The sequence below is a fragment of the Janthinobacterium sp. TPC_1 genome (assembly GCF_056037845.1).
Genome location: NZ_CP195157.1, coordinates 2,239,928 through 2,266,018, shown reverse-complemented (window position 1 = coordinate 2,266,018; position 26,091 = coordinate 2,239,928). Strand labels below are relative to the sequence as shown.

The 26,091-nt window shown below is 61.9% G+C and carries 25 protein-coding genes, 2 tRNA genes and 5 pseudogenes; 20 read left to right on the top strand and 12 right to left on the bottom strand.

From position 1 onward, the window contains the following. Position 1: 1 nt before the first annotated feature. Entirely contained in the window at positions 2–826 is an 825-nt protein-coding gene (gene dkgB / locus ACQVLG_RS11110; RefSeq protein ID WP_474294539.1) for a 2,5-didehydrogluconate reductase DkgB, read from the bottom strand. Positions 827–1,012: 186 nt separating this feature from the next. Between dkgB and ACQVLG_RS11105 the strand changes: the two genes are divergently transcribed. The 3 genes from ACQVLG_RS11105 to ACQVLG_RS11095 all read left to right on the top strand — a co-directional run bounded on the left by ACQVLG_RS11105 (position 1,013) and on the right by ACQVLG_RS11095 (position 2,247). Continuing rightward, positions 1,013–1,088, top strand: a tRNA-Phe gene (locus tag ACQVLG_RS11105). Positions 1,089–1,276: 188 nt separating this feature from the next. Continuing rightward, positions 1,277–1,996: a hypothetical protein gene (locus ACQVLG_RS11100; protein WP_474294537.1), complete on the top strand. Its 720-nt coding sequence runs from the start codon at positions 1,277–1,279 to the stop codon at positions 1,994–1,996. Between the two features lie 2 nt (positions 1,997–1,998). Then, complete coding sequence (locus ACQVLG_RS11095; RefSeq protein WP_474294535.1) at positions 1,999–2,247, top strand: hypothetical protein; 249 nt, start codon at positions 1,999–2,001, stop codon at positions 2,245–2,247. 85 nt (positions 2,248–2,332) lie between these two features. On the opposite strand, the gene ACQVLG_RS11090 is transcribed toward ACQVLG_RS11095, so the two are convergent. Continuing rightward, on the bottom strand, positions 2,333–2,872 hold the full coding sequence (locus tag ACQVLG_RS11090) for a DUF2058 domain-containing protein (protein WP_474294533.1): 540 nt from the start codon (positions 2,870–2,872) through the stop codon (positions 2,333–2,335). A 265-nt stretch (positions 2,873–3,137) separates the two neighbouring features. On the opposite strand from ACQVLG_RS11090, the gene ACQVLG_RS11085 reads away from it, so the two are divergent. The 6 genes and pseudogenes from ACQVLG_RS11085 to ACQVLG_RS11060 all read left to right on the top strand — a co-directional run bounded on the left by ACQVLG_RS11085 (position 3,138) and on the right by ACQVLG_RS11060 (position 8,403). Then, complete coding sequence (locus tag ACQVLG_RS11085) at positions 3,138–3,443, top strand: PsiF family protein (RefSeq protein ID WP_071079602.1); 306 nt, start codon at positions 3,138–3,140, stop codon at positions 3,441–3,443. Between the two features lie 193 nt (positions 3,444–3,636). Continuing rightward, positions 3,637–5,397, top strand: a pseudogene (locus ACQVLG_RS11080) (putative bifunctional diguanylate cyclase/phosphodiesterase); the annotation flags it as partial. 64 nt (positions 5,398–5,461) lie between these two features. Then, a complete protein-coding gene (locus tag ACQVLG_RS11075; RefSeq protein WP_474295620.1) occupies positions 5,462–5,905 on the top strand; it encodes an EAL domain-containing protein in 444 nt (147 codons plus the stop codon). Between the two features lie 92 nt (positions 5,906–5,997). Further along, positions 5,998–7,584, top strand: coding sequence for a DPP IV N-terminal domain-containing protein (locus tag ACQVLG_RS11070; RefSeq protein ID WP_474295618.1), 1,587 nt, complete (start codon positions 5,998–6,000; stop codon positions 7,582–7,584). After that, positions 7,530–7,904 (top strand): annotated as a pseudogene (locus ACQVLG_RS11065) (alpha/beta hydrolase family protein); the annotation flags it as partial. The gene ACQVLG_RS11070 and the pseudogene ACQVLG_RS11065, both read left to right, overlap by 55 nt. 79 nt (positions 7,905–7,983) lie before the next feature. After that, positions 7,984–8,403, top strand: a complete 420-nt coding sequence (locus ACQVLG_RS11060; RefSeq protein ID WP_474294531.1) for an alpha/beta hydrolase family protein — start codon at positions 7,984–7,986, stop codon at positions 8,401–8,403. 38 nt (positions 8,404–8,441) lie between these two features. Here ACQVLG_RS11060 and ACQVLG_RS11055 read toward each other — a convergent pair whose 3' ends face one another. Continuing rightward, positions 8,442–9,443 (bottom strand): cytochrome-c peroxidase, encoded by a 1,002-nt coding sequence (locus ACQVLG_RS11055; RefSeq protein WP_474294529.1) that lies wholly within the window; start codon positions 9,441–9,443, stop codon positions 8,442–8,444. Between the two features lie 207 nt (positions 9,444–9,650). Here ACQVLG_RS11055 and ACQVLG_RS11050 point away from each other — a divergent pair, with 207 nt between their 5' ends. Further along, a complete protein-coding gene (locus ACQVLG_RS11050; protein WP_474294527.1) occupies positions 9,651–10,157 on the top strand; it encodes a hypothetical protein in 507 nt (168 codons plus the stop codon). Here ACQVLG_RS11050 and ACQVLG_RS11045 read toward each other — a convergent pair. Continuing rightward, the gene (locus ACQVLG_RS11045; RefSeq protein ID WP_474294525.1) at positions 10,132–10,902 is read right to left on the bottom strand and encodes a hypothetical protein; all 771 of its coding nucleotides are present in this window, start codon (positions 10,900–10,902) and stop codon (positions 10,132–10,134) included. The two genes, ACQVLG_RS11050 and ACQVLG_RS11045, sit on opposite strands and share 26 nt — an antisense overlap. 119 nt (positions 10,903–11,021) lie before the next feature. Between ACQVLG_RS11045 and ACQVLG_RS11040 the strand changes: the two genes are divergently transcribed. Further along, a tRNA-Phe gene (locus ACQVLG_RS11040) sits at positions 11,022–11,097 on the top strand. 188 nt (positions 11,098–11,285) lie between these two features. Here ACQVLG_RS11040 and ACQVLG_RS11035 read toward each other — a convergent pair. Continuing rightward, the gene (locus ACQVLG_RS11035; RefSeq protein WP_474294523.1) at positions 11,286–12,722 is read right to left on the bottom strand and encodes an SEL1-like repeat protein; all 1,437 of its coding nucleotides are present in this window, start codon (positions 12,720–12,722) and stop codon (positions 11,286–11,288) included. A 291-nt stretch (positions 12,723–13,013) separates the two neighbouring features. Here ACQVLG_RS11035 and ACQVLG_RS11030 point away from each other — a divergent pair, with 291 nt between their 5' ends. From ACQVLG_RS11030 to ACQVLG_RS11010, 5 genes and pseudogenes are all read left to right on the top strand, one after another. Continuing rightward, positions 13,014–13,346 (top strand): hypothetical protein, encoded by a 333-nt coding sequence (locus ACQVLG_RS11030; RefSeq protein WP_099411717.1) that lies wholly within the window; start codon positions 13,014–13,016, stop codon positions 13,344–13,346. A 188-nt stretch (positions 13,347–13,534) separates the two neighbouring features. Continuing rightward, positions 13,535–15,829: pseudogene (locus tag ACQVLG_RS11025) on the top strand (acyl-CoA dehydrogenase); the annotation flags it as partial. A 66-nt stretch (positions 15,830–15,895) separates the two neighbouring features. Next, a pseudogene (locus ACQVLG_RS11020) lies at positions 15,896–16,146 on the top strand (DUF1059 domain-containing protein). Positions 16,147–16,455: 309 nt separating this feature from the next. After that, positions 16,456–17,817, top strand: a complete 1,362-nt coding sequence (gene trhP / locus ACQVLG_RS11015; protein ID WP_474295616.1) for a prephenate-dependent tRNA uridine(34) hydroxylase TrhP — start codon at positions 16,456–16,458, stop codon at positions 17,815–17,817. Positions 17,818–18,000: 183 nt separating this feature from the next. Further along, complete coding sequence (locus tag ACQVLG_RS11010; RefSeq protein ID WP_474294521.1) at positions 18,001–19,248, top strand: DUF819 family protein; 1,248 nt, start codon at positions 18,001–18,003, stop codon at positions 19,246–19,248. Between the two features lie 85 nt (positions 19,249–19,333). Here ACQVLG_RS11010 and ACQVLG_RS11005 read toward each other — a convergent pair whose 3' ends face one another. Further along, complete coding sequence (locus ACQVLG_RS11005) at positions 19,334–19,930, bottom strand: hypothetical protein (RefSeq protein ID WP_474294519.1); 597 nt, start codon at positions 19,928–19,930, stop codon at positions 19,334–19,336. A 74-nt stretch (positions 19,931–20,004) separates the two neighbouring features. Continuing rightward, entirely contained in the window at positions 20,005–20,325 is a 321-nt protein-coding gene (locus ACQVLG_RS11000) for a hypothetical protein (RefSeq protein WP_474294517.1), read from the bottom strand. Positions 20,326–20,334: 9 nt separating this feature from the next. On the opposite strand from ACQVLG_RS11000, the gene gdhA reads away from it, so the two are divergent. After that, positions 20,335–21,678, top strand: coding sequence for an NADP-specific glutamate dehydrogenase (gdhA, locus tag ACQVLG_RS10995; RefSeq protein WP_474294515.1), 1,344 nt, complete (start codon positions 20,335–20,337; stop codon positions 21,676–21,678). 42 nt (positions 21,679–21,720) lie between these two features. Here gdhA and ACQVLG_RS10990 read toward each other — a convergent pair whose 3' ends face one another. Continuing rightward, positions 21,721–22,278, bottom strand: coding sequence for a flavin reductase family protein (locus ACQVLG_RS10990; protein ID WP_474294513.1), 558 nt, complete (start codon positions 22,276–22,278; stop codon positions 21,721–21,723). A gap of 175 nt (positions 22,279–22,453) precedes the next feature. On the opposite strand from ACQVLG_RS10990, the gene ACQVLG_RS10985 reads away from it, so the two are divergent. From ACQVLG_RS10985 to ACQVLG_RS10975, 3 genes are read left to right on the top strand one after another with little or no spacing between them, the layout of a single operon-like run. Continuing rightward, on the top strand, positions 22,454–22,984 hold the full coding sequence (locus ACQVLG_RS10985) for a GIN domain-containing protein (RefSeq protein ID WP_474294511.1): 531 nt from the start codon (positions 22,454–22,456) through the stop codon (positions 22,982–22,984). Next, complete coding sequence (locus ACQVLG_RS10980; RefSeq protein WP_474294509.1) at positions 22,963–23,085, top strand: hypothetical protein; 123 nt, start codon at positions 22,963–22,965, stop codon at positions 23,083–23,085. The genes ACQVLG_RS10985 and ACQVLG_RS10980 overlap by 22 nt, the downstream gene beginning before the upstream one ends. Positions 23,086–23,126: 41 nt before the next feature. Then, positions 23,127–23,927 carry an enoyl-CoA hydratase gene (locus ACQVLG_RS10975; protein WP_474294507.1) on the top strand — a complete coding sequence of 267 codons (801 nt, stop codon included), beginning with the start codon at positions 23,127–23,129 and terminating at the stop codon, positions 23,925–23,927. A gap of 191 nt (positions 23,928–24,118) precedes the next feature. Here the strand turns inward: ACQVLG_RS10975 and ACQVLG_RS10970 are convergent. The 4 genes and pseudogenes from ACQVLG_RS10970 to ACQVLG_RS10955 form a co-directional block, all read right to left on the bottom strand. Further along, positions 24,119–24,490, bottom strand: a pseudogene (locus ACQVLG_RS10970) (AIM24 family protein); the annotation flags it as partial. Next, positions 24,423–24,671 carry a hypothetical protein gene (locus ACQVLG_RS10965; RefSeq protein ID WP_474294505.1) on the bottom strand — a complete coding sequence of 83 codons (249 nt, stop codon included), beginning with the start codon at positions 24,669–24,671 and terminating at the stop codon, positions 24,423–24,425. The pseudogene ACQVLG_RS10970 and the gene ACQVLG_RS10965, both read right to left, overlap by 68 nt. A 3-nt stretch (positions 24,672–24,674) precedes the next feature. Next, positions 24,675–25,316 carry an AIM24 family protein gene (locus ACQVLG_RS10960; protein WP_230541399.1) on the bottom strand — a complete coding sequence of 214 codons (642 nt, stop codon included), beginning with the start codon at positions 25,314–25,316 and terminating at the stop codon, positions 24,675–24,677. A gap of 17 nt (positions 25,317–25,333) precedes the next feature. Next, positions 25,334–25,951 carry an AIM24 family protein gene (locus ACQVLG_RS10955; RefSeq protein WP_230541398.1) on the bottom strand — a complete coding sequence of 206 codons (618 nt, stop codon included), beginning with the start codon at positions 25,949–25,951 and terminating at the stop codon, positions 25,334–25,336. Positions 25,952–26,091: the final 140 nt, after the last annotated feature.

Sequence of the window (26,091 nt, the reverse complement as noted above, 5' to 3'; positions counted from 1 at the left end):
CTCAATCCCACTGCGGCGCCAGGCCGTCCGGGTTGGCCAGGCGCTCGCCCCGTTCCAGGGTGGCCATCTGCGCCATCTCGTCCGGCGACAGGGTGACGCGCTGGAAATGCAGGTTCGCATCGAGGTTGGCGCGCTTCGTCGACGACGGGATCACGGCAAAGCCCTGCTGCAGCGACCAGCTCAGGGCCACCTGCGCCGGCGTCACGCCGTGTCTGGCTGCAATCGCCATGATGACCGGATCGACGACCACCTTGCCATACGCGAGCGGCATGTAGGCCGTGACGTGGATGCCCTGGCTGCGCGCAAACTCGATGACGGTGCGGTTTTGCAGAAACGGGTGGATTTCGACCTGCTGCGTGGCGATTTCCCCGGCGCCCACCGTATCGATGGCTTGCCGCAGCTGCGCGTTGGTGAAATTCGATACGCCGATGGCCCTGGTCAGTCCCTGCGCCTTGGCCTGCGCCAGCGCCGCCATGTACTCGGCCACGGAAATCGCATCTTGCGGCGACGGCCAGTGAATCAGCGTCAAATCCAGCTGCTCCAACTGCAGCTTGTGCAGGCTGTCTTTTAAACTGGGAATCAGCTTGTCGCGCTGCAGATTGTCGATCCAGATCTTGGTGGTGACGAACAACTCGTCGCGCGGGACGGCGCTGGCCGCGATCGCCTGCCCCACGTCGGCTTCATTGCCGTAGATTTGCGCCGTGTCGATATGGCGGTAGCCGACGTCCAGGCCCGTGGTGACGGAATCGATGACAACCTGGCCCTGCAGGCGGAAGGTGCCCAGACCGATGGCGGGGATGGCGGTGTGATGGGTGGTGGCGTGCATGCGGTAATCCTCTCAAAGCAATGTCGATGGCCACACTATGCGCCCATCTTTTGTTGAGAAAAATACCGTTTATCTCAAATCATATTTGATCTGTGAGCAACTAAAGCGATACCTATGCAGTAAATCAAGGAAAAGTCGCAGCCGGCTCTTGCATTCCCGTTTTGGTCTGCTATAATTCGCCACCTTGGCCTGGTAGCTCAGTCGGTAGAGCAGAGGATTGAAAATCCTTGTGTCGGTGGTTCGATTCCGCCCCGGGCCACCAAGAATTCGCAATACGTTCAAAAACGCCACCTTCGGGTGGCGTTTTTGTTTGTCACCCCATCACATCGTCTTCAGATCATCATCGCGCGCCATGGCGCAGGACGCCAGCATCCTCGACAGGCAAATTTTCCTTGCGGGAAGTGTGTTACTATTAAATCAATATTGACATCCGCATTCAGGAAAATGAGCATGAAACGATGGTTACTAATGACGGTCGCCAGTGCCCTTGCCAATACTGGCCTGGCGCAGCCTGCGCAAGTGGCAGGACAGGCGGCCTCGCCCTTGAATGCCGCACAGCAAGAACACCGGAGCGCAATCCCGCTCATACCATCGGAAAAAAGACTGGCAGCGCCGACATTTTCCATGCAGATGCTCGCAAGCGACCGCATCGATCCCGACTATCCTGGCTTGCCGCTTGGCATAGCCGTAGCAGCAATACAAAAGTTCGTGGCAGACAAAAAAGGGGAATTCGAATCGACGGCTGATTACAACCGCAGAAAGGCCGCGGCCCTGGACGAAAAAATCGTCGGCAACTCAAGCATGAATGACTGGTTTGCGTTTACGGCGCCGGTCAAAAGAAACGGACAAACCTCACACGCCATCGGCTACGACTTCAATGCGGATACGGGAAAAGTACAGCTCTTTGTCTTGCCTTACTCTTTTGAGTTGAATGGCATCGGCGCGCCTGACTATGAGGCCAACAAACTGCGATATAACGGCCTGGATCAATTTGAGTTGAGTTCCAAACTGAACTCAAAGGATCCATATAAGGGACCTGGCAGCTATCGCGCGAAATACCCGATAGAAGAAACCGACACGACCAGACTGGGAATTGCCGTCAATCGCATCCCGTTCCTGGATTCTAAGCGCGACAATTCCAATCCAGCAAGATACCTGCGATCCAGTTGACGATGGAAAATGCCGTCGCGCAAAAAGAGCTGCCCGCCTTGAATGCGCTGCTCGTGATGAAGGTGGCGTCGCCTTACCTTGTCTATGATTTCTACCAGTCCGAGTTCACCCCGGACAGGACGGACATGAAAACAATACGGAGCATTTACCTTGCCGGGAATATGGCCGGCATCATTTTTTACTCCGGCATCACTGGCGAAATCCTCGGGCGACTACCCGCCGGATTTGGCCTACCTATCGCACCGAATTAACGCAAAAAAAAAAAAAAAAACGCCAACCCTCGGGTTGGCGTTTTTGAATCACGCAAGGCGGCCGCCTGCGGCAGCCACGTGGTTCTTACCACATCAAATCATCCGGAATCTGGAACGCCGCATACGGATCGTCCTCGTCCACTTCCGTGCTCGCCTGTTTGACGCGCACGACGATGGCCGGGTCGCGTTCGGCGATCTTGTCGGCGATGATGCGCGGCACCAGTTCCACGGTGCCGCCCAGGCAGACGATCACCAGGCGGCCCGCCACCAGGTGGGCTTGCACGGCGGCCGTCACGTAGATGCGCTCGATCTTGTTGTTAAAAGTGAAATTGTAAGGCACCTCGCCGTTGTTGCCCTTGCTCTGGCGGTTCTTTTGCACCATTTGCGCGATCTGCGCCACGATGGCTTTCTGGTTCGCGGCCGCGTCGCGCTGGGCGTTCAGTTCGCGCGCGCGTTCCGCGTTCTTGCGCTGCGTCTCGAGCGCGGCCAGGCGCACTTCGTCGACGCTTTGCGTGCCGCTCTTGCGCTCGTCCTTTTTTTGCTTGCTCTTGTCCTGGTTGGCCAGTTTGACCTTCTTCTTGTCGACCAGGCCGGCCTTTAAAAACTGCTCTTGCAACGAGACCATAACTACTCCGTATTGAGGGTGCGCCCGGCCAAGGCAGCGGCATCGGCCGGTGGAAAGACGCTAGCATAGCAAAAAACGGGGCCGCTGCCGCCAACATGGCTGCCTTGGCCAGCGGGCAGGCACTTGACAACGGCCAGTAACAAAAAGAAACACTCGAGTGGGAATTTTGTTGATAAATGTCATATAGTTAGTTACGTTTTGCATATCGGCAGTTGTCTGCCGGTTGCACGTCCCCTTCCACTGACTGCGTCTACAAGGATTTGCCATGAAACAATTAATCGCCCTCTGCATCGCCGCCGCGTTTGCCAGCACCGCCTTTGCCGCCGCACCGGAAGCGGCGCCCGCCGCCAAGACGGCGCAACAGTCGAAAATGACCACCTGCAATGCCGATGCCGCCGGCAAGAAAGGCGATGAGCGCAAAACCTTCATGAAGGAATGTCTGAGCGCCAAGCCGGCGCCGGCCATGACGCAGCAAAACAAGATGAAAACGTGCAATGCCGACGCCAAGGACATGAAGGGCGACGCCCGCAAGGCGTTCATGAAAGAATGCCTGAGCGCGCCCAAGAAATAAACACCGCTTCGAAGCGCCAGTGCGCGCTGCACAGCGCCAGCCGACAGGCTGGCTTTTTTTTGCGCCAGCAACACGCCGCCCGGCAGGCAACCATGCTTAATGATCAAGATGACATGGAGAAAGATAACGCGTAGTATTTAATCAACCTACTGCTCAGTACGGTTACACGGCATTCTGGAGAAAGGACGGCAGCGTGGCGGCGTCGAACGATCTCGCGCACTGGCGCGGCCAGGTCTTTGACCGCCTGCTGCAGGTGGTGCTGCTGCTTGGCTTCATCACGGCCATTCCCAGCGCGCTGCTGGCCGCAAGCGAAGCCATCTGGTCCATCGTCGCCCTCGACTTGCTGGCCATCGGCTGGATCGGCGTCATCTGGCATTGGCGCGCCATGCCCTACCGCTGGCGCGTGTGGCAATTCCTCATCGTCGCCTACCTGGTGGGCGTGGGCCTGCTGCTGAAAATCGGCCCCGTCAGCCAGATCTACATGATGCTCATGCCCGTGCTGGCGGCCCTGCTGCTGGGCATGCGGCCAGCCCTGTCGACCCTGGTCCTGACCTCGCTGACCATCTTTTTTCTCGGCCTGCATCCCGACGTCGCCCTGCACCTGCCGGGCACGCCCGATTCTCCCATCCTGCGCGCGCTGATCGTGGCCCTGAACTTCCTGTTCATCGCCGCCGTGCTGACCCTGTCCTGCGCCTTCCTGCTGCGCCACCAGGAAGACAGCAGCCAGGCCTTGTCGCAGCTCAACGCCGAACTGGGCTTGACGGCCACGGCACTGGCCCGCCTGAACGACATGGTGATGATCGCCGACGTGGTCGATGCCCCGCCCGGCGCCGGCACGGTATCGGCCACGCGCATCATCTTCGTCAACGACGCCTTCGAGCGCAGCAGCGGCTATGCGCGCGCCGAGGTGCTGGGCCGCAGCCTGCTGTTCCAGCAGGGCCCCGCCACCGATACGGGCGAACTGGCGCGCATCGCCGCCGCCATGGCCCGCGCCCAGCCGGCCAGGGCGGAATTGCTAAACTACAACAAGGCCGGCAAGGCGTACTGGGTCGAGGCGGAACTGGTGCCGTTCACGGATGCGGACGGCAAGCAGACGCACTGGGTGGCCGTCGAGCGCGAAATCGACGAGCGCAAGAAATCGGAAGCGGACATCCACCGCCTGGCCTTCTACGACGTGCTGACGGGCTTGCCCAACCGGCGCCTGCTGATGGACCGCATCGGCCACCTGCTGGCCGCCGCGCCGCGCGCCCCTGCCATCAGCGCGCTGATGTTCATCGACCTCGACCACTTCAAGCACATCAACGACGCGCGCGGCCACGCCACGGGCGACGCGCTGCTGCGCCTGGCGGGCGAACGGCTGGCGCAGCTGATGCGCAAGGCCGACACGGTGGCGCGCATCGGCGGCGACGAATTCGTCGTCCTGCTGGCGCACCTGGCCGGTGACCTGGACAGCGCCGCCCGCGCGGCGGCCCAGGTGGCCGAGAAGATCCGCGCCGCCATCGCCCGCGACTTCGATATCGACGGGCAGTCCTATCATTGCAGCGCCAGCATCGGCGTGACCCTGCTGCCGAAAGCGGGCCAGCAGGCGCACGACCTGCTGCGCGAAGCGGACATCGCCATGTACCGCGCCAAGGCGGAAGGGCGCAACGGCATCGCCTTCTTTGAAGCGGCCATGCAGGCAGGCGTGGAGCGGCGCCTGACCCTGGAACGGGCGCTGGCGCGCGCCCTCGACCTGGGGCAATTGCGCATGCACGTGCAGCCGCAGGTCGACCGCCATGGCCGGGTGACGGGCGCCGAATTGCTGATGCGCTGGCCGCAGGCGGACGGCAGCTTTATCGCGCCCGGCATCTTCATCCCCATCGCCGAGGAATCGGGACTGATCGTCAGGCTCGGGCACTGGGCCCTGCGCGAAGCGTGCCGCGCCGCCAGGGTGCTGGCGCAGGCTGGCCGGCCCGTCCCTCTGTCCGTCAACGTCAGTCCGGCCCAGTTCCGCCAGCCCGATTTCGCCGCCCGCCCGCGTGCAGGCGGCGCTGGCCGAACACGGCACGCCGGCCGGCGCCCTGATCCTGGAACTGACGGAAGGCTTGCTGATCGACCAGCGCGACGCCTCGCTGGCGCGCATGCGCGACTTGGCGGCCCTGGGCATCCGCTTTTCCATCGACGATTTCGGCACCGGCTACTCCAGCCTCGCCTACCTGACCTCGATGCCGCTGTACGAACTGAAAATCGACAAACGCTTCATCGACGACACGCCGCGCGATGCGCGCGGCACGGCCATCGTGCAGGCGATCCTGGCCATGGCGCGCCACCTGGGCTTGCGCGCCGTGGCCGAAGGCGTGGAAACGCAGGAGCAGGCCGACTTCCTGATCGCCCACGATTGCGACGGCTTGCAGGGCTACCTGTATGCGCGGCCGATGCCGCTCGACGACTTTCTCGCCTGGCTGGCCCTGCCCCGGACTTAGCTTTCCGATATTTCCTGCATGAAACTCCTCCGCTAGAATACCGGCCTCATAGCCTGCACCTTCACCATCCCCTTTTATTAAAGCGATCCCCGATGCGTCTGGTTCTTCCCCTGTTGCTCCGTCCCTTGCTGCTGTCCCTGCTGGCCGCCGCCCTGCCCGCCGCCCATGCGGCCCCCTCCACCGCCGCGGCCCCCACGCCGATCACGCTGGACCAGGCCATGGCCGATCCCGACTGGATCGGCACACCCGTCGAAGCGGCATGGTGGGGCTGGAATGGCCAGCTCTACTACAAGCAAAAGCGCCTCGGCTCGCCCTTGCGCGACACTTTTCAAGTATCCGGCGCGCATGACAAATTAAACAGCGGCAAGAAGGTTGACGATGCGCAACTGGCCAACCTCGATGGCCAGCAGATGATCGTCAACCGGGCCGGCACACGCGCCATCCTGCTGCGCAACGGCGACTTGTTCGAGCGCGACCTGAAAAACGGCGCCTTGATCCAGATCACACGGGGCGTCTCCGCCATCAGCGACCCGCAGTATTCCGCCGACGGCGGCGCCGTGCAATACCGCAGCGGCAGCGACTGGTTCAGCTGGAGCCGCGCTGACCGCCTGAGCGCCCCCGTCGCCCTGCTGCGCGCGGCCAAGGACCCGGACGCCAAGCCGGAAGCGGACGCCCTGCGCGAACTGCAGCTGCGCCTGATCGTCAACCTGGCGCGCCAGAAGGAAGACCGCGACACGAGCCGCGAGCGCCGCCACGAAGAGCGCCGGCTGGACGCCACGCGCGCGCCGGAACCGATCTACCTGGGCGACAAAGTAACGATTTCCGGCAGCGCCCTGTCGCCGGACGGCCGCTGGCTGCTGTTCGTCACGCAAGACAAGGCCGCCGAAAAGGGCAAGCTGGGCAAACTGGCACGCTACGTCACGGAAACGGGCTACCCGGAAGCGGACGACGAGCGCACGCGCGTGGGCCGCAACATGCCGATCGCGCAAAGCCTGAAGCTGGCCGACCTGCGCACGGGCCAGGTGCGCGACATCGGTTTCGACAGCCTGCCCGGCATCGCGGTCGATCCGCTGGCCTCGCTGCGCGCCGAGCAAAAACTGCCGCCGCTGAAAGGCAACCGTGCCGTGCGCATCGACGCCCAGCGCGACGGCATCGCCTGGAGCGACGACGGTTCCAAGGTGGCCGTGCGCGTGCGCGCCATCGACAACAAGGACGGCTGGCTCGCCACCGTCGACCTGGCCAACGCCGCCCTGGTGCCAGCGCACCGCATCAGCGACACGGCCTGGGTCAACCGCCGCGCCGAGGAATTCGGCTGGCTGCCCGACAACGCCACCCTGTGGTATCTGTCCGAGGAAAGCGGCTACGCCCACCTGTACGCGAAAACGGGTACGGCCCCGGCGCGCGCATTGACGCAAGGCCAGTGGGAAGTAAGCGCCGTCGAGTGGAGCCGCGACGGCAAGAATGCCTATTTTATGTGCAACCGGCAGGCGCCTGGCACCTATGAAGTGTGCGCCAGCACGGCCAGCGATGGCGGCGCGCGCGAAGTGACGAATCTGAAAGCGTGGAAAACTTCGGCCTGTCGCCCGACAACGGCAAGCTGTTGCTGCGCTACTCGACCAGCTATATGCCGGCCCAGCTGGCGACCATTCCCGTTGCAGGCGGCAAGGCGACCATCCTGACGGATACGCGCAGCGAGGCCTTCAAGGCGCGCAACTGGGTCATGCCGGAACTGGTGCAAGTGCCATCCACGCATGGCGCGGCGCCGATCTGGGCCAAGCTGTACCGCCCCGCAACGCTGGAAGCAGGCAAACAGTATCCGATCGTCATGTTCGCGCATGGCGCCGGCTACCTGCAAAACGTCACCGAGCGTTACCCCGTGTATTTCCGCGAGCAGATGTTCCACAACCTGCTGGTGCAGCAAGGCTATATCGTGCTCGACGTCGACTACCGCGCCTCGCTCGGCTACGGCAGCGCCTGGCGCACGGCCATCTACCGCCAGATGGGCCACCCGGAACTGGAAGATTTCATCGACGGCGCCCACTGGCTGGCAGCGCGGCACCCAGGGCGACATCAAGAACGTGGGCATCTATGGCGGCAGCTATGGCGGCTTCATGAGCCTGATGGCCCTGATGCGCGCGCCGGACACCTTCAAGTCCGGCGCCGCCTTGCGTCCCGTGACGGACTGGACCACCTACAACCACGAGTACACGGCAAATATCCTGAACACGCCGGAGGTCGACCCGCAGGCGTATAAAATCTCGTCGCCGATCGAATACGCCGATAAACTGACGGGCAACCTCCTGATCGCCCACGGCATGATCGACGACAACGTGTTTTACCAGGACTCCGTGCGCCTGTCGCAGCGCTTGATCGAGCTCAAGAAGGATAACTGGGAAATGGCCAGCTACCCGATGGAGCGCCACGGTTTCGTGCAGCCGGAAGCGTGGTATGACGAGTACCGCCGTATCTATCAGTTGTTCCAGAGAACATTGAAATAAACCCCGATGCCCGCTTGATGCGGGCATTTTTCATAGACTCATTCAGTCAAACGGCACGGGCCGCGCGGCGTCGTGTCGCTCGATGGCGGCAGGATCGGCAGCACGAGGTGCGGCTGCTTGCCCGTCAGGGTTTTCAGGAAGGCCACCAGTTTCGCGTTTTCATCGGGCGTAAACGTGCGGCCCAGCTGCAAGCGGCCCATCACGTCGACGGCTTGCGTCAGGGTCGCCGCTTCGCCATCGTGAAAGTACGGGTACGTCAATTCCACGTTGCGCAGGGTCGGCACCTTGAAGTTGAAGCGGTCCGCATCCTTGCCCGTCACGGCCGAGCGCCCTTCGGCCGTCATCGCCGTTTTATACGGTTCCACCACGCCCATCTTCTGGAAAGTATTGCCGCCCACGGCGGGGCCGTTATGGCAGGCGATGCAGCCGCTGGATTTAAATAACTGGTAGCCGGCCAGCTCGTCTTTCGTCAGCGCGCTTTTCTTGCCCATCAGCCATTGGTCGAAGCGCGAACCAGGCGTCACCAGCACTTCCTCGAAGGCGGCGATGGCGCGCGTGACTTGCTCGATGGTCAATTTATCCTGGCCAAACACCTGCTTGAATTCCTTGCGGTAGGCGGGAATCGAGGCCAGCACGTCGATGGCCAGCTCGTGCGTAAAAGCCATTTCGCCGGGATTGGCGATGGGGCCGCCCGCCTGCTCCTGCAAATCCTTGGCGCGGCCATCCCACATCTGCGCCACGTTCATGCTGGCATTGAGCACCGTGGGTGAGTTGATCGGCCCGCGCTGCCAGTTGTGGCCGATCGAAGTCTTGATATTGTCCGTGCCACCCATGCTCAGGTTATGGCAGCTGTTGCAGGAAATAAAGCCGGAGCGCGACAGGCGCGGGTCAAAAAACAGTTTCTTGCCCAGCTCGACCATGGCCGGATTGGCCACCTTGGCGGCCTTGATCGGCTGGATCGGCTCCTTTTCCGCGGCATGCAGGACGCCGCCGAAGGCCAGGCTGGTGATGAAGAGGAAGGGTGAGAGGGTGCGGCGCATAGTCTAACTCCTGGAAACATTCCCGAATCGGCGGCACGCGCCGGCGCGGGAATGCAGCGCACCGGCCCGGTTGCCACCCGTACATCGCAGATTGGATGTTGATTTATATTAACTTTGACTGCTTGACAATGAAAATGACGGGGATCAAGGTTCTGGCCAATGCGAATCGCGCTTGCCATTTGGGCAAGCGTGGCACATGATGAGGGCATGCAAACGCCAACCTACTCCGCCCTGTTGCCCCTGCTGCGCGCCGCATGCGCCAGCTTCCTGCTGCTGGGCGCCAGTGCCTGCGGCAGCGCCCCCGCACAAGATGCCCCGCCCGCACCCGGCAATGCCGGCTTGCTGGCGCAAATCCAGGCGGAAGTGGGCGCCGCCGCCTGCGATTCCACCCAGCAATGCCAGACCATCGCCATCGGCGCCAAGGCTTGCGGCGGCCCCGAGCGCTACCTGGCCTGGTCCAGCAAAAGCAATGACGGCAAGAAACTCAAGGCGCTGGCCCAGGCGCACGCCGAGGCCAGCCGCAAAGCAGCAGCAGGCGGACGGCATGATGTCGACCTGCTCCATCGTCACGGACCCGGGCGCCACCTGCGAAGCGGGACGCTGCGTGCTGCAAAAGAGCGGCCTGGGCGGCAGTTCGGCGATGTAAAAAAAGCCGCTGGATCAGCGGCTTGTGAGGTTTTGCAACATTTCAGGATTGCAGCTGCAAGGTCTTGATGATTTTGCTTTCCACTTTCTCGCCCGCACCCGAGGTGGCATTCTTGCTCTCCTTGCGCAGCAGCAATAAGCGGTCGCCGCTGACGCCATACAGGCGCGTCTCGTCCGTCTTTTGCGTAAAGCTGATGACGACAAAGGCGCGCCCGCTCACATCGAAGTGAAAATGGCTGGCCAGCGGCGTGCCGTCGGCGGCGATCCACACATCGATGCCGCCGTCGAACTTCTTCACATACTTGCGGTCTTTCTCAGGTACCTTGTCGAGCGACAAGGTAAAACTGAGCAGGCGCGCCGGCTTGCCCTTGTAACTATCGATCTTTTCGCCGCTGAACACGGCTTCCTCGATCTCGCGCGACAGGGAATCGGCCGCCGACACCATGGAACGCAACTCCGCCGCCTTCATTTCCCCCAGCGCAAAGCCGATCGGCGTCTTGACCTTCGGATCTTTCACCCTGGCGCGCTGCTCGGCTTCCACTTTCGCCAGCAAGTCCTTGCCGTAGAGCACTTGCAAGCCCGCAGGTCCGCCTTCGACAGCCACCGTGGCCTGGCCGCTATCCTCTTCCGCCGCCTTGCCCTCACCCTCGCGGCGCCAGGTTTTCGACTCCACCTGCGCCTTGATGGGCAACTGCCCCTGCAAGCGCGCCAGCGCCGCATTCAGATCGGCCAAGCCATCGGCCCGCGCCGTACCGCAAAACAAACTGAACAAGCCCGCAGCCGCCAGGCCCTGCACTCCAATACGTCGCTGCATCGCCACATCCCTTCAGCTCATACAAGGATGCCAAAACACCATGCTTTGGCCATCTGTTGCATTTGAACACAGCTAGCTCTGGTCAGGTGGAAAGTCTTTCTGCTATAATTCGCCGCCTTGGCCTGGTAGCTCAGTCGGTAGAGCAGAGGATTGAAAATCCTTGTGTCGGTGGTTCGATTCCGCCCCGGGCCACCAAGAATTCAGCAGCACATAGCAAAAAGCCAACCTTCGGGTTGGCTTTTTGCTTACAGGCTCAAAAAATCTGTGTCCCGGCCCATCTATGATGCCTGGTCGGCCGCCGTACTTCGGGCGGCTCCGCTTGTTGCTCAGCGTTAATATACTCCACCATGCCGAGCACGACCGCCTGAGATCAGGGCGTAGGCCTATTCAGTTCTTGGCACCCATGCCTTAACCTTTGCAAACATTTTTTCATGCGCCGCGTCTGTCTCATTGCTGTCAAAGGAAGCAAGTAGCCTGGATAGGGTTGCGGCTTTATGGCCTCTGAAGCTAGATAACAGGCACCAGAAATAAGCTTGCTGAATATCCTGCGGGACGCCTCTGCCGTAAAGGTACATCAAGCTCAAATTGTACTGCGCACCAGCATCGCCTTGATCCGCCGCTCGGCGATACCATTTAACCGCTTGCTTCTCATCCTTGATAGGCCCGCGACTGCTGGCATACAGCACACCCAGATTGTATTGTGCGTCGACGTAGCCTTGCTCCGCAGCCTTCCGATACCAGGTCGAAGCTTCCTCTTCGTCATGCGGGACGCCTGTACCGTTGACATAAGCCAATGCCAAACTGAACTGTCCACGCGAACTCCCCTGCGCCGCCGCTTTTCGATACCAGTTCACCGCTTGCTGCTCGTCTTTCGGGACACCATCCCCACTGGCGAACGCCAAGCCCAATTCAAGCTGTGCGTTGGCATGCCCTTGTTCAGCAGCCTTGCGATACCAGGTCACCGCCTGCTGTCCGTCCTCAGGCATGCCCCACCCGTCTGCCGCTGCCGTTCCCATACGATATTGCGCACGAGCAAACCCATCATCGGCGGCTCTGCGATACCAACTGATAGCTTGCACTGGATCCTTGGAAACCCCATGTCCGAATTCGTACATCCCTCCCATGAAAAACTGTGCGAGAGCGTAGCCCTGCTCTGCCGCCTTGTGATGCCAAGCCAGAGCCTGTTGCCAATCCTGGGGGACTCCCTTTCCTTTGCCGTACATTACCGCCAGGTTCTGCTGCGCATCGGCCAAGCCCTGCTCCGCAGCTTTTCGATACCATGAAACCGCCCGTTGCTCATCTTTTGAAGTACCCACGCCGTTGGCATACATCTCGCCCAACTTGTTCTGCGCCACTGCATTACCATCCGCAGCGAGTTTCGCGTAGCCCGTTAAAGACGCAGGGTAATCTTTCGCCTCATATGCCGTGTTGACTTCGTCTAATGTCGGGGACGACATAGCCGCTTCGGCAGCAAGTGCGAGTGTCAACAGACATGTCACAAAATAGAATTTCATGGTTGAATGACCTTTATCAGAAAAAATTTCTTCCAAACCATTTCGACGGAAAGTCGCTACATTGGAATGCGGGCCGAAGCGTTCGGCCGACGTTCGTTTCGAACAGGCACTCGGATTGGTCAGCGGATAGTGTCTACCTTTTATGCGGCAGCCAATGACCAAAATGAGAGATCGTTGCCCTTGATCAACTATGGTTTGATGTGCGCGCACCGTACTCCGGGATGCCAGATTGATCGCACTATGTTGATTTCCAGGAATTATCTCGAATATAAATAAAAATGTAATTTGTTTAATATCGCCCGGCATCGAAATTGAAAATCCTTGCATCGGTGGTTCGATACCCCCGGGCACCAAGAATTCAGCAGCACATAGCAAAAACCTTTCATCGCGCCGCTGTGTACGCAAACGAACGGACTGCAGCCGTCCAAGAGCCCATGCTGCAGGCAGACCATCACTTCCCCTCCCGCCGCCAGCGCCCCGCGCGACACGGCAGATGGGTCGCCTGGTCAGCTTTCCCCGCCACACCGCCATGCGAAACTCGCGCCCGACGCCGTCGAGCCGTTCCGTACATTACGGCTCACTGCCAAAGGATGCATCATGAAACCTACCCTGATATTGCTCGCGCTCGCCTCTACCCTCGCCCTGACCGCTTGCCAGCGCGAAGCGCCACCTGCGCCGACCGTCGTCCAAGTCGTTCCCGGCCCTGCCGGCGCGCCTGGTCCTGCCGGCGCCACGGGCGCCACGGGCGCTGAAGCGCCTGCCGGCGCGACCGGTGCCACCGGCGCCACGGGCCAGACGGGCGACAGCGGTGCCGCCGGATACGATGGCGCCAAGGGCGCTACCGGTGCACAAGGCAACGATGGCGCCAAGGGCGACGACGGTGCCAAGGGCAAAACGGGCGACACAGTAATTGTCGTTCCGCAACGCTAATACGCCTCACGCCAGACACCACAACGCCAACCCCTGCGGTTGGCGTTGCTCCGTATGCGCAGTACCGCACAGTAACATCGGCCGCATCGGCCTACCCTGTACTTACTACACAGGGAGATATCGCATGCTGACGATCATACTGATGGTGGCCCTGCTGGGCCTGGTTTTGCTGTTTCGCGCCCGGCCCCGTGCGCCGCGCCCTGATTACCCCACACTTGCTGGCCTTGTTCAAGCGCATCCTGCCGAGCATGTCCGACACGGAACGCGACGCGCTCGAGGCGGGCACCACGTGGTGGGATGCGGACCTGTTTTCCGGCCGGCCCGACTGGACAAAATTGCTGGCGTATGGCCGCGCCACGCTCACGGCCGAAGAGCGCCATTTCCTTGACCACGACGTCGAGCGCTTGTGCGAACTGGTCAACGACTGGGAAACCCAACAGGCGCAGGACTTGCCACCGCAAGCCTGGGCCTACATGAAAAGCCAGGGTTTCCTCGGCATGATCATTCCCAAGCAATATGGCGGCAAACAGTTCTCCGCCTACATGCACTCGCAAGTGGTGATGAAACTGTCGAGCCGCTGCTCGGCACTGGCCGTGACCGTGATGGTGCCCAATTCGCTGGGACCGGCCGAGTTGCTGCTGCACTACGGCACCGAAGAACAAAAAGATTACTACCTGCCGCGCCTGGCTGCTGGCACCGAAATTCCCTGCTTTGCCCTGACCAGCCCGTACGCGGGCTCCGACGCGGCCGCCATCCCCGACCTGGGCGTCGTGTGCATGGGCATGCATGAGGGGCGCGCCACTGTCGGTTTCCGCCTCAGCTGGAACAAGCGCTACATCACGCTGGCGCCCATCGCGACCTTGCTGGGCCTGGCATTCCAGACCAGCGATCCCGACCACTTGCTCTCCGACTACGACGCACCGGGCATCACTTGCGCCCTGATCCCCGCCAGCCACGACGGCGTGGTGATCGGCCGCCGCCACCATCCCTTGAACGCCGCGTTCCAGAACGGCCCCACGTCCGGCAACGATGTCTTCATCCCCATCGACTGGGTCATCGGCGGCCAGGCGCAAGTGGGCAAAGGCTGGCGCATGCTGATGGAATGCCTGGCGGCGGCGGGACGCGCCATCTCGCTGCCCTCGTCCAGTGTGGGCATGGGCAAGATGGCCGTGCGCGGCACCGGCGCTTACGCGGCAGTGCGGCGCCAGTTCAACATGCCCATCGGCAAGTTCGAGGGGGTGCAGGAAGCGCTGGCCCGCATGGGCGCCAACCTGTACCTGATGGACGCGGCCCGCACCCTGGCCGCGCACGCCGTCGACCTGGGCGAGAAGCCGGCCGTCATTTCCGCCATCGTCAAATATCACGTCACGGAACGGGGCCGCGCGCTCGTCAACGACGGTATGGACATTCTTGGCGGCAAGGGCATCTGCGTGGGCCCGAACAATTTCCTCGCCAGCGCCTACCAGCAAATCCCCATCGCGATCACGGTCGAAGGCGCCAATATCCTCACGCGCAGCCTGATCATCTTCGGCCAGGGCGCCATCCGCGCGCATCCGTATGTGCTCAGGGAAATGGCCGCCGTCAACGAAAGCGATGGCCGCAAGGCCTTGCGCGATTTCGATGCGGCCTTCTTCGGCCATGTGGGCTTTGTGCTGGGCAACCTGGCCAGGGGACTGTGGTACGGCCTCGGCGGCGCCCGTCTGGCGGCCGTGCCCAACGCCGGCGCGCACGCACTGGCGCCCTACTACCGCGCCCTGACGCGGCTGTCGACGGCGTTTGCCGTCATGACGGATATGTCGATGTTCGTGCTCGGTGGCGAACTCAAGCGCCGCGAACGGCTGTCCGCCCGCCTGGGCGACGTGCTGGCGCAGCTGTACCTGGCTTCGTCCGTGCTGAAGCGCTACGAGGACGATGGCCGGCCCGAGGCCGACCTGCCGTATGTGCACTGGTCGCTGCAAGACGCGCTGGTCAAGGCGCAGCAGGGCTTGACGGGCGTGCTCGACAATTTCCCCGCGCGCGTGCTGGCCGTCCTGCTGCGCACCTTGCTGTTTCCGTTCGGCCTGCCCCACCGTCCGCCGTCCGACGAGCTGGGCAGCGAAGTGGCGCTGGCCCTGCAAACGCCGGGCGCCGACCGCGAACGCCTGCTGGCCGACGGCCATGTCGCCAGCGACGCGGCAGACCCCGTGGCTTGCGCCGAGCGGGCGCTGGCACTGCTGCCGGAGGTGCTGTCCATCGAAAAACGCCTGAAAGACACGCCCGCAGGCGCGGCCCTGCGGCACCTGCCGCAAAGCCTGTCCGCCATGCAGCCGTGGCTGGCTGCGGCCAAGGCGGCAAACACCATCAGCTGCCAGGAGCACAATACCTTGCTGGAATATGCGCGCCTGGTCGACGGCTTGATACAGGTCAACGATTTTCCCACCGATGCGGCACAGCCAAAACACTTGCCTGTGCACAGGGCCGATACCAGCAGCCGTGCAGCCTGAGCCAGATTGCGACCTATACTGAATGGAGCGGGCACGGTGCCCGCTCTTGGCAGAAAGGAGTTGATCATGACGCGCAAATTCATCGATTGCCGGGAGTTCCCAAGTGACACGCATTGCTCGGTTGCGATCTCGGCCGCAGCGAAGAAGAGCTATTGGGCATTGCTGTGGAACACGCAGTCTCGGTACACCATCACCACGACACACCGGAACTGCGCCAGCAGTTGCGTCAATTGTTCAAGGACGGCATGCCGCCCGAACACTTGCCCATGACAGGACAAGCCGGCAGCAGCGCCAGCGGCGCCGCGCACACGCATTAAGCCCGTGCCGGTCACGCGGGATTGACAGTTCAGGACGCCAGCTTGCGGGCAGGCGCCCTGATGCCCAGGCCCGACACGAGCGGCACCAGCGCCGCATACACGACGATCACCGGCAGTCAGACGGCGCCGGGCCAGTCTTGCAGGGCCGGCGCGCCGCGCCGCACGGGACCGATACATACGAGTCCCTGGGCCACCTGGCGGCCAGCCTGCTGCTGGGCACCGGCGCTGGCACCACATGTCAATCCCTTGACCCAAGGCAAGGCAATCTGGCGCCAGCCCGCCTACAATCGCCGGCTTTGCCCCTCGCCCATGCGCCACGCTCCCGAACTCCTCCTGCCTGCCGGCTCCCTGGCCAAGATGCATGCCGCCTTCGACTATGGCGCCGACGCCGTCTACGCGGGCCAGCCGCGCTACAGCTTGCGCGTGCGCAATAACGATTTTTCGACCTTGCAAGCCTTGCAGGAAGGCATTGACGGTGCGCATGCGCGCGGCAAGCTGTTCTTTGTCGCCAGCAACATCTTCGCCCACAACGCCAAGCTGAAAACGTATTTGCGCGACATGGAACCGGTGATCGCCATGCGCCCCGACGCCCTGATCATGGCCGATCCGGGCCTGATCATGATGGTGCGCGACAAATGGCCGGAGATTCCCGTGCACTTATCGGTGCAGGCGAATGCCGTCAACTGGGCCGACGTGAAGTTCTGGCACCGCATGGGCCTGACGCGCGTGATCCTGTCGCGCGAACTGTCGCTCGACGAGATCGAGGAAATCCGCCAGCGCTGCCCGGAAATGGAGCTGGAAGTGTTCGTGCACGGCGCCCTGTGCATCGCCTATTCGGGCCGCTGCCTGCTGTCCGGCTATTTCAACCATCGCGACCCGAACCAGGGCACCTGCACGAATTCCTGCCGCTGGGATTACAAGGTGAAGAATGCCGAGGAAGACGCCAGCGGCGACCTGGGCGGCATGCAAGTGGTGCCGCTGGAATTTCACCAGGCGCTGGCCGAAGCCGACAATAACGCGTTTTCCGCCCTGCACCAGCAGCCGCGCCACCCGCTGGCCGACCAGCCATACTTCATTGAAGAAGCCCAGCGCCCGGGCCAGCTGATGCCGATCCTCGAAGACGAGCACGGCACCTACATCATGAATTCGAAGGACTTGCGCGCCGTCGAGCACATCGAGCGCCTGGTCAAGATCGGCGTCGATTCGCTGAAGGTCGAGGGCCGCACCAAGTCGCTGTACTACGCGGCGCGCACGGCGCAAGTCTACCGCCAGGCCATCGATGACGCCGTGGCGGGCCGCCCCTTCGATATTGGTCTCTTGGGCCAGCTGCAAGGCCTGGCCAACCGCGGCTACACGGACGGCTTTTATCAACGCCACCACACGCAGACGCACCAGAACTACATGCGCGGCGCATCCGAGGCTGACCGCAGCCAGTACGTGGGCGACGTGCTGAGCGTGGCGGACGGCTGGGCCAGGGTGGAAGTGAAAAACCGCTTCGCCGTGGGCGACCGCATCGAAGCCCTGCATCCGGGCGGCAACCGCGACTTCACGATTGCGCGCATGCTGGCCGACGATGGCAGCGAGATCCAGGTGGCGCCCGGCAGCGGCCACTTCGTGCGCATCGAACTCGACGGGGCGCTGAATAAAGCCTTGCTGGCGCGCTATTTGTAACCGCCAGTCTGCTGCATCGGGTGGCGAGCAGTTTCCAAGTGTTTGATTTGACAAGAAAAATTCCAGCTGACACCACCTAAATAATTTGTTTAGGCTTCAACATTGCTATACGATACGGCCACCCTGCGCCCGGGGGCCTGATCGGCATCCGGTGCGTCCCTGACACGTTCACCGGAATCCCCGATGCCACCTGCCACCTCTGCCCTGATCACCAATGACGCCGTCGTCCTCGGCCTGCTCGCCATGACCCTGGGGGGCGTCTTCTGGACCGCCTCCCGCGCCAACGGCTTCTGGAAAAAGTTCTATACGTATATCCCGTCGCTGCTGATGTGCTACCTGATCCCGGCGCTGCTCAACACCTTCGGCATCATCGACGGCAACGCTTCCGGCCTGTACGCCGTGGCGCGCGATTACCTGCTGCCCAGCGCGCTGGTGCTGCTGTGCGTGGCCATCGATTTCGGCGGCATCCTCCGCCTCGGCCCGAAAGCCATCATCATGTTTCTCACAGGAACACTTGGCGTCATGCTGGGTGCCCTCGTCTCGTTCGAAGCCTTGCGTTTGATCCACCCGGAAACGGTGGCGGGCGACACCTGGCGCGGCATGACGACTGTCGCCGGCTCGTGGATAGGCGGCGGCGCCAACCAGGCGGCCATGAAGGAAGTGTTTGAAGTGGACGCCACCCTGTTCGGCCAGTTCGTCGCCGTCGACGTGCTGGTGGCCAACGTCTGGACGGCCGTGCTGCTGTTCCTGGCCGGCCGCGCGGGCGCCTTCGACCGCTGGACGGGCGCCGATTTGACCGCCATCAATGCGCTCAAGGACAGCATCGAAAGTTACCGGGCCCAGCACGCGCGCGTGGCCAGCCTGACCGACATCATGATCATCCTCGGCGTGGGCCTGGGCGTGACGGGCCTGTCGCACTTCCTGGCCGGCCCCATCATCAACTGGATCAACACCCTGCCGGCAGAATGGCGCCTGCAGGATTACAGCCTGACGTCGAACTTCTTCTGGATCGTCGTGCTGGCCACCACCTTCGGCCTGCTGCTGAGCTTTACCCGGGCGCGCAGCCTGGAAGGCGCGGGCGCCTCGACCATCGGCTCGGCCATGCTGTACGTGCTGGTGGCCACCATCGGCATGCACATGGACTTGAAAGCCCTGCTCGACAAGCCGTTTTTGTTCCTGCTGGGCATGATCTGGATCGCCGTGCACGGCGGCCTGATGTTGCTCGTCGCCAAGCTGATCCGCGCACCGCTGTTCTTCATGGCCGTCGGCTCGCAGGCGAACATCGGCGGCGCCGCTTCCGCCCCCGTCATCGCCAGCGCCTTCCACCCGGCCCTGGCCCCCGTCGGCGTCCTGCTGGCCGTGCTCGGCTACGCGCTGGGCACCTATGGCGCCTACATCACGGGCTTGATCTTGCGCAACATGGCGGGGTGATGCTCCTGGCAGCACAGTGACGACAACGCCAGCCTTCGGGCTGGCGTTGTCGTTGGTGGGCTGCGCAAGGAGGGCGACGGAGACGTCACTTGGTCGGGCACTTGCCATTACGGCACATGTAAAAAGCCGCTTTCAGCTTGCACTCGGATGCACTGAGAAACAGGGGCGCAAGACCTTGCTCATCGGTAATGCCTGTTTGGTCGTATCCGCAACCTGTCACGTGATAATGCATGCCGGCCACGCCCGAGCCGTCCGTCGGGCGCAACAATTGAGGACTGAGGCCATATGGCCCGCTTCCCACCACCCGCACAAATCGCATGCGCTCGGGTGTGATGGGGAATGACGCGCGTATGAATCCGGATCGCCCATGCGCATCTGTCACACCTTTCAGTGTAGTGAGAAATGGTGTTTCTGCGGCTGCCGATTTTGACGGTGCATAGATGTCGAGTGAATACGGTGTATTGACGAGAATTGCTTTCGTTTCCGTATCGAGCAGTTGAAAATGGCAGCCATACGCACCCTCCCCCGCCATGGGCAAGCCATCGACTGGCGTCGGCCTGCATTCATAGCTTGAGGTCGATGCCACCACTGGCACTGTCTTTGTTACGCATCCAGAAAGCATGTGCGCGCCAAGCAAGGCGATGACGATAGGCGCGCTTTTAGTGGCAAGACACTTGAACATAAGGATTCCCCTATTCAAAGTTGGCAAACAGAAGTCATTCTTGCCTGACTCCCCATAGGGGCGATTGGGATCTGTCAATCTTTCAATAAATAAGCAATTCTTAAAAACATACATTCTGGCAAGCGGAAGACCAAGAGCGGCGAGTAAGCATTTGTATTCCAGGCTGCCCGGAGCAAAGAGTCCTTACCGCGAAAGCGCTCGACCCGTGTATGCATGTCATTACGCAGCGCCTGCTTCTCAGTCGATATTCTCACCAGACCACTGCCTGTTTTTCCGCGCCGGCCAGCCGGCAAATGCGCGCCATAATGTAGCAGAAACCCCTCAAAACCAAATTTTCGCACCATTTTTGTGCGAAATCTGCGATGATAGTTGCCCAAATAACCGATTACCTCCATGGAATTCTGATGAAATACGCATCTGCTCACGAGTATGTCCAGCATGTCGCCGCACGCAATCCAGGTCAGCCCGAGTTTCTGCAAGCCGTCACCGAAGTCATGGAGAGCTTGTGGCCGTTCCTGGAACAGCACCCGAAATACGCGGAACAAGGCTTGCTGGAACGCTTGATCGAGCCGGAGCGCGTGGTGATGTTCCGCGTGTCATGGGTCGATGACCATGGACAAGTGCAAGTCAATCGCGGCTACCGCATCCAGCACAGCATGGCCATCGGGCCGTACAAGGGCGGCATCCGCTTTCACCCGTCCGTCACGCTGTCCGTGCTGAAATTCCTCGCCTTCGAACAAACGTTCAAGAATGCGCTGACCACGTTACCGATGGGCGGCGGCAAGGGCGGCGCCGATTTCGATCCAAAGGGCAAGAGCCCGGGCGAAGTGATGCGCTTCTGCCAGGCTTTCGTGAGTGAACTGTTCCGCCACGTGGGCTCGGACACGGACGTGCCGGCCGGCGACATCGGCGTGGGCGGGCGCGAAGTGGGCTATATGGCCGGCATGATGAAAAAGCTCAGCAACCGCGCCGACTGCGTGTTCACGGGCAAGGGTGCCAGCTTCGGCGGCTCGCTGATGCGTCCGGAAGCGACGGGCTACGGCACCGTGTATTTCGCCGAAGAAATGCTGAAGACGCGGGGCCGCTCGTTCGAAGGCATGCGCGTGTCCGTTTCCGGCTCGGGCAACGTGGCGCAATACGCGGTGGAAAAAGCCATGGCCATGGGCGCGAAAGTCATCACCGTCTCCGATTCCAGCGGCACCGTCATCGACGAAGACGGCTTTACGCCGGAAAAGCTGGCCATCTTGATGGAGGTCAAGAACCATCTGTATGGCCGCGTGAGCGATTACGCCGCGCGCACGGGCGTGCGCTTCGAAGCGGGCGTGTCGCCATGGCATGTGCCGGTCGACATCGCCTTGCCCTGCGCCACGCAAAATGAACTCGATATCGCCGATGCGCGCACGCTCATCGCCAATGGCGTGCAATGCGTGGCCGAGGGCGCCAACATGCCCACCACCATCGAAGCGGCCAAGGCCTTCGAGGCGGCCGGCGTGCTGTATGCGCCGGGCAAGGCCAGTAATGCGGGCGGCGTGGCGACTTCCGGCCTGGAAATGAGCCAGAACGCGGCCCGGATTTCCTGGCCGCGCGAGGAAGTCGACGCGCGTTTGCTGCAGATCATGCAAGGCATCCACGCGGCGTGCAAGCAGTATGGCACGCGCGCCGATGGTTCCGTCAGCTATGTGGATGGCGCCAATATCGCCGGCTTCGTCAAAGTCGCCGATGCGATGCTGGCGCAGGGAGTGATCTGACCGTAGGTCGGATTAGGCGCGGCGTTGCCGCGCTAATCCGACCTACGACATTTCAGGTTTCATTAAACTCTTGCGGCTGATCGTGCGGCCCGACACCATGAACTCGCCGTTGCCCCGGTAGTGCAGGGTTTCGGGCAGCTTGGGCGAGGTGGCCACGTGGGCTTTCACGCACTCGAAGATGAAGAAGCCGCCCTTCGGGTTGCCCGCCACCTGGGCCAGCTTGCATTCGAAGTTGGCGTAGCACTCGGCGATCAGCGGTGCGCCCACCTGCTCGGCCGGCTGCGGCGTCAGGCCAAAGGCCGTAAACTTGTCCGTGTCTTCGCCGCTGCAATTGCCGATGGCGACCACCTGGTCGACCATGTCGGCCGTAGGCAGGTTGATCACGCATTCCATGCTGCGCTTGATCATTTCATAGCTGTGGTTTGCGTCGGAAATGAAGCAGCCCAGCAACGATGGCGTGAATTCCATCAGCATGTGCCAGGCCATGGTCATGACGTCGCTTTCGCCCTTCCACGTTGAACTGACGAGCACCACCGGCCCCGGTTCGAGAAAGCGCCGGATATCGGCGACGGGATAGTCTTCTTTGTGGTAATTTTTCATCTGGTCTCCAGGACGCGGTACCCCATAGCATAGCCCAACGGCGCCGCGCCGGGCGCGCGGCTGGCCGATGGCGGCGTGTCATCCGCGCCGCGATTTGTGCAGTTCATCGCAAATTTCTCCCCGTTGAAGATGTTGCAACATAGAATACACAGATCAACTACTCAAGGAAACCGCCATGCGCCCTCTGTTCCTGTTGTCCGTCCTGTCCCTCGCCTGCCTGTCCACCCTCGCGCATGCCGACGAGCAAACCCGCACGGTAGCCGCCTTCAACGCCATCGACATCCGCGGCCCCATCAGCATCGAAGTGGAATCGGGCAAGGAGCAAAGCCTGCTGCTGCGCGGCGACACGAAATTCCTCAGCGGCGTGATCACGGAGGTGGTCGATGGCGAGCTGAAAATTTCCATGAAGGATAAAGATATCAAGAAAACCGAGGGCGACCCGCGCGTCATCATCACCATGCCCACCTTGCGCAAGCTGATCGCGGAAGGCGCGGGCGAGAAGATATTGACCAAGCTCAATGGCCCAAGAGTCGACATCAGCTACAAGGGCGCGGGCCGCCTGGCCGCCGATGGCCAGGTCGACTGGCTGCGCCTGAAAGCGCAAGGCGTGGGCGAAGTCGATACGAAAGCCTTGCTGGCGAAAAACGTCGACGTGAATTTCGACGGCATCGGCTCCGTCAAGGTGTGTATTCCTCGGGCGAACTGAACGCCGTCGTGCGCGGCATGGGCGAACTGATTTATTACGGCAAGCCGAAGATCGTGCACAAGTCGATCGCCGGCATCGGCAGCGTGAATGCCGCCAAGTAAGCTTTTCCATAAAAACAGGCCATCAGGCCACTGGAGACCGCATGACCGCTTCACAAGATAACGATGCGCCGCTGCTGCTGCGCGAGGACGAGGGTGGCCTCGTCACCCTGCGCCTGAACCGTCCCCTGCAATTCAATGCCCTGTCGGAAGCCATGCTGGCCGCGCTGCAGGAAGCGTTCGAAACGATCGCGCAGCAGCCGCACGTGCGCTGCGTGGTGCTGGCCGCCGAAGGCAAGGCCTTTTGCGCGGGCCACGATTTGCGCCAGATGCAGGCCACGCGCCAGCTTGCGTATTATCAAACCCTGTTCGCGCAATGCTCGCGCGTGATGCAAGCCATTCAAACCTTGCCCGTGCCCGTGATTGCCCGCGTGCACGGCATCGCCACGGCGGCCGGCTGCCAGCTGGTCGCCAGCTGCGACCTGGCCGTGGCGGGCGCGTCGGCCCGCTTTGCCGTGTCCGGCATCAACGTGGGCCTGTTCTGCGCCACGCCCTCCGTCGCCCTGTCGCGCAACGTATCGCCCAAGCGGGCCTTCGACATGCTGGTGACGGGCCGCTTCATCGACGCCGACACGGCCGCCGACTGGGGCCTGATCAATGAAACGGTGGCCGACGCGGCGCTCGACGAGGCCGTGGCCCGCCTGGCGCAGCAGATCATGGCGAAAAGCCCGACGGCCATCCGCTACGGCAAACAAATATTTTACAAACAGCGCCAGCTGCCGCTGGACGAAGCATATGCGTATGCAGGCGACGTGATGGCGCGCAACATGATGGAAGAGGATGCGGACGAGGGCGTCACCGCCTTTTTAGAGAAGCGGCCGCCCAATTGGGCAGCCGTCAGGTAGCTTAACGCTGTTCCTTCATCTGCTGCTGCACGGACGGAAAGACTCAAGGTACCGAGGTCTTCCTTGCCCAGCAGCGGCAATTGCGCCAGCAACTGCATCAGGGCGGAACTGCCCGTCACGTCCAGCTCGGACGACTGCACCAGCACCGTGCCGGCGCCCGTGAAGTCGATCTGCTTTTCCTCGCCCGACAGGGTAAAACCCGTGAGCGCGCCGGCGGCCGAGGCCCAGCCCTGCACGTGGGCGTAATCGTAGTGGTAGGAGGGGCTGGGGCAATCGGCCCAGCCCAGCACGGCCTGCTCGTCCACGCGGCACGGCAATTCCAGGAAATGCACGGGGCCGTTCGACGAGGCGATGACTTTACCGGTGCCTATCATGGTCAAAAAGCCGGGCAAGGTCGATTCCTGGCAAATCACGTCCTTCGTAAACCCCAGCAGGTTTTTCGCGCGGATGGTCATGTTGGCGTTGTCCAGGTCGTAGCACGCCAGGTCGTTGCCGTTATCGCCCAGGATCAACTGGCCCTGCCCTTGCGCCACGACAAAAATGGTGTACGTATTTCGGCGCATTGAAGGCATTGCGCACGATCAAGTCGAGCACGCTGCTGCCCATGGATTCGAAGCGCAGCTCGCCATAGAAGGCGATCATCTTGCCCTTGCGAATGAAGATCTGTTCCTTGACGTCGATGACATACGAAAAGCGGTTCAGGTTATCGTTCTTCGGCAAGGTATCGGGGTTGTAAATCGTCATGGCTTACCTTTCGCTCGCTTGGATGTAGACCGTGCCCTGGCCCGTGAACTTCACCTGGTAGGATTCGCCGGACGCCTGGCCGACGAAGGTTTTCCAGTTCAAGTCCGTGACGATGGCCGAGCTCAGCTGGCCCGTGTGGCCGATATACGCTTGCGGGTCGACAAACACGGGCACGTCCGGCGTGACGGGCAAGCCGATGGCATTGCCGTCGGACAAAATCGCCACTTCGCCCGTGCCTTGCAAGGTGGTGGTAAACAAGCCCTGGCCCGAGGCCATGCCCCGTACCACGCCCTGCACGCCGCCCTGGTTGCCCAGGAACATGGTGCCGGCCGTCAGGCGCGCATCGAAGGCCAGCAGGGAGTCGCTTTCCACATAAAACGTTTCGCCGCGCACGGGGACGATGGTGACGAACAGGCCGCCCTGCGCGTAAAACACGCTGCCCGTGCCGCGCGCCGACATCAGGGCATACCCCTCGTTCGTGACGGCGCGCATGGCCAGGCTTTGCACACCCTGGCCGGCCAGGAAGGAGCGGCTGAACGCCACGTCGCCCTGGTACGACACCATGGCGCCCTTGCGGGCGAACACTTCTTCATTGCCGAGTTTAACCTCGAGCATCTTTTCATTGATTTGCTGATAGACAGGCATCGCGGGTCCTCGCTGACTTAACGTTCGGCGGGCTGGATGAACACCACGCCCTGGCCTGTGAATTTATGCTGGTACGATTCGCCCGAGCTCTGGCCGATCATGGTGCGCCAGTTGACATCAAAAACGAATTCCTGGCGGATATCGCCCTTGAAGCCGACGAAGGCGTCCGGGTCCACGCGCAGCGGGTGGGAAGGCGTCACTTCCAGCATGATCAGGTTGCCGCGCGAAATGACGGCCAGGTTGCCGTGGCCTTCGACGGTGGTGGAAAACAGGCCCTGGCCCGAGCTGGCGCCGCGCAAGCCCGCAAAGCTGGTGCCCGTCTTCAGGCCCGTGTCGTAGGCCAGCAGGCTGCTGCTTTCGATGGTCAGCTTTTCGCCGGCCAGCGCCATGACGGTGATTTCGGCCGCATTCTGCGCGAAAAACACTGTGCCCGTGCCGCCGGCCTGCATCAGCTGCATGCCTTCGTTCGTCACCTTGCGCTTGAGCGCGCCGAAGATGCCCTCGCCACCGAGCAGGGATTTTTCAAATTTGATGCTGCCCGTATAGGCGACCATGGCGCCGGCAATCGCCAGCACTTTTTCATCCTGCAGGCGCACTTCCAGCAGGCGGTCGGTATTGGTGCGGAAACTGGTCACGCGCGACTCCCCAAGATGCCAGGGCACAAAGCCATGGCTATCCGACAAGATACCGGGGGCGTTACCGTCATGCAAGTGCTATTCCTCCCGAACGGGGGGGCGTGCATAAAAAAAGGCGTGCCCGGGGGCACGCCTTGCGT